This window comes from Nocardia sp. NPDC003345, assembly GCF_053589395.1.
In genome coordinates, this window is record NZ_JBSFRU010000531.1 from 1 (window position 1) to 2,463 (window position 2,463).

At 71.2% G+C, this 2,463-nt stretch carries 3 protein-coding genes; 2 read left to right on the plus strand and 1 reads right to left on the minus strand.

Features of this window, described 5'->3' with window-relative positions; translation table 11 throughout:
* Positions 1-422: citrate/2-methylcitrate synthase (locus tag ACWDU1_RS31635; protein WP_450004088.1), on the plus strand; the 422-nt coding region annotated here is incomplete at its 5' end.
* A gap of 69 nt (positions 423-491) precedes the next feature.
* On the opposite strand, the gene ACWDU1_RS31640 is transcribed toward ACWDU1_RS31635, so the two are convergent.
* A complete protein-coding gene (locus ACWDU1_RS31640) occupies positions 492-1,208 on the minus strand; it encodes a hypothetical protein (RefSeq protein WP_450004089.1) in 717 nt (238 codons plus the stop codon).
* A gap of 63 nt (positions 1,209-1,271) precedes the next feature.
* On the opposite strand from ACWDU1_RS31640, the gene serC reads away from it, so the two are divergent.
* Complete coding sequence (serC, locus tag ACWDU1_RS31645; protein WP_450004090.1) at positions 1,272-2,393, plus strand: phosphoserine transaminase; 1,122 nt, start codon at positions 1,272-1,274, stop codon at positions 2,391-2,393.
* Positions 2,394-2,463 lie beyond the last annotated feature (70 nt).

The window sequence follows — 2,463 nt, forward strand, 5'->3', positions numbered from 1 at the left end:
GGGCGCTGGTCAAGGGCATCCTGGATCGCAAGGAGAAGCTGATGGGCTTCGGCCACCGGGTCTACCGGGCCGAGGACCCGCGGGCCCGGGTGCTGCGCGATACCGCCCGCCGCCTGGCCGCCCCGCGCTACGAGGTGGCCGCCGCCCTGGAACAGGCGGCCCTGGCCGAGCTCCGCGAACGCCGGCCCGACCGCGCCATCGAGACCAATGTGGAGTTCTGGGCCGCGGTGATCCTGGACTTCGCCGAGGTTCCGGCCCATATGATGCCCGCCATGTTCACCTGCGGCCGGACCGCGGGCTGGTGCGCGCACATCATGGAACAGAAGAAACTGGGCAAGCTGGTCCGCCCCGCCGCCATCTACACCGGCCCCGGCCCCCGCACCCCGCAAGAGGTCGCCGGCTGGAGTGCGGTGTCGGTATAACCGTCACGGCACCGGAGACCGTCACCGCCGGCCGGTGACGGTCTCCTTCTGCCCGGAACTCCCGCACGACTACTCGGGCTCGCCGGGTTCGGCCTCCCAGTCGATCGCCACCGATTCCCCCGAGTCCACCGCGAAGAACGCGACCTCCAGCCGGGCCCCCAGGTCCAGCAGGCCGATCGCGGCCAGCGGTACCGACTGCACCACCCGGACCCGCCAGGCGCCGGGCTCGTCCCAGGTGCGTAGCTCCAGGTCCAGCCGCAGCACCGGGTCGTCGCATCCGCAATAGTCGGCCGCTACCGGGGTGACGGCCAGGACCGTGCCGGTGGCCCGCCGCCCCTCGGCCAGAATCTTGGCCAGCCCGGCCCGGCCGGGGTCGGCGTCACCGGGTAGATACAGCACCATGCGGTCGCGGTCGCGGGGGTCGACCCGGCAGCACACCAGGTCTCCGGGGCGCATCCGGTCCAGTTCGGCACCCGATACCCGCTGGCGCACCTGCGCCTCGTAGGGGGCCGTCCCCGGAACCCGGACGCGTACGCGGAAGGTGTAGCCGGGTTCGCGCCTGCGGGTTCGCGCCGCGAGCACCGTCGCCGAGCCGGGGGTGCCGTAGGCGAGCAGATCGCGGCGGTCGGCGCCCGTCGGTGCCTCCCCGCGCCGCCGGAAGCGCCGCGGCAGCAGGTCGCGGATCCGCCGGGAAGGGGCGGGTAGGGCGGGGCCTTCACCCGCACCACCCGCGCCGTTTTCCGCGAACCCACCTCCGGCAGCGCCCCTGGACGACCGCATGCTCATACCGAGTCACGTTAGCCGGAGTGTGTTACGGGGCACAGCAGCCGCGCGGCTACGCTGTTCGCCATGACCAGTGCGTTCCCGACCATCCCCGATGACCTCAAGCCCGCCGACGGTCGTTTCGGTTGCGGCCCGTCCAAGGTTCGCCCGGAGCAGCTGCAGTCCCTGGTGGAGGTGGGTGCCTCGGTATTCGGCACCAGCCACCGGCAGAAACCGGTCAAGGATGTCGTGGCCCGGGTCCGGTCCGGGTTGCGCGAGCTGTTCTCCCTGCCCGAGGGCTACGAGGTGATCCTCGGCAACGGCGGCACCACCGCCTTCTGGGACGCCGCCGCGTTCGGCCTGGTCCGCGAGCGCTCCCTGCATCTGACCTACGGCGAGTTCAGCTCGAAATTCGCCAGTGTCACCAAGAAGAACCCCTTCCTCGGCGATCCGATCGTGGTGTCGGCCGATCCGGGCAGCGCGCCGGAGCCGGTCGCCGACCCCGCCGCCGACCTGATCGGCTGGGCGCACAACGAGACCTCCACCGGCGTCTCGGTGCCGGTGCAGCGGCCCGCGGGCTCCGGTGACGCGCTCATCGCCATCGACGCCACCTCCGGCGCGGGCGGGCTGCCGGTGAACATCACCGATGCCGACGTCTACTACTTCGCCCCGCAGAAATGCTTCGCGGCCGACGGCGGACTGTGGATCGCGCTGATGAGCCCGGCCGCGCTGGCCCGCGTCGAGGAGATCAAGGGTTCCGGCCGCTGGACCCCGGACTTCCTGTCGCTGCCCATCGCGGTGGAGAACAGCCTCAAGGATCAGACCTACAACACCCCGGCGCTGGCGACCCTGCTGCTGTTCGCCGATCAGATCGACTGGCTCAACCGCAACGGCGGTCTGGACTGGGCGGTGAAGCGGACGCTGGATTCCTCGTCGCGGCTGTACGCCTGGGCCGAGGCCAGCGAGTTCGCCACTCCGTTCGTCGCCGACCCCGCGCATCGCTCGCAGGTGGTCGGCACCATCGACTTCGCCGACTCGGTCGACGCCGCCGCGGTGGCCAAGACGCTGCGGGCCAACGGCATCGTCGATACCGAGCCGTACCGCAAGCTGGGACGCAACCAACTGCGCGTGGGTATGTTTCCCGCCATCGACCCCGAGGACGTCTCGCAGCTGACCCGCAGCATCGACTGGGTGGTCCAGAATCTGTAATTCTGCGCGCTGGCGCGCGCGGGGTTCGGCCCCCGAAGCGTCTGCTGTCAGCGCTCGAGACTCGCGGCTG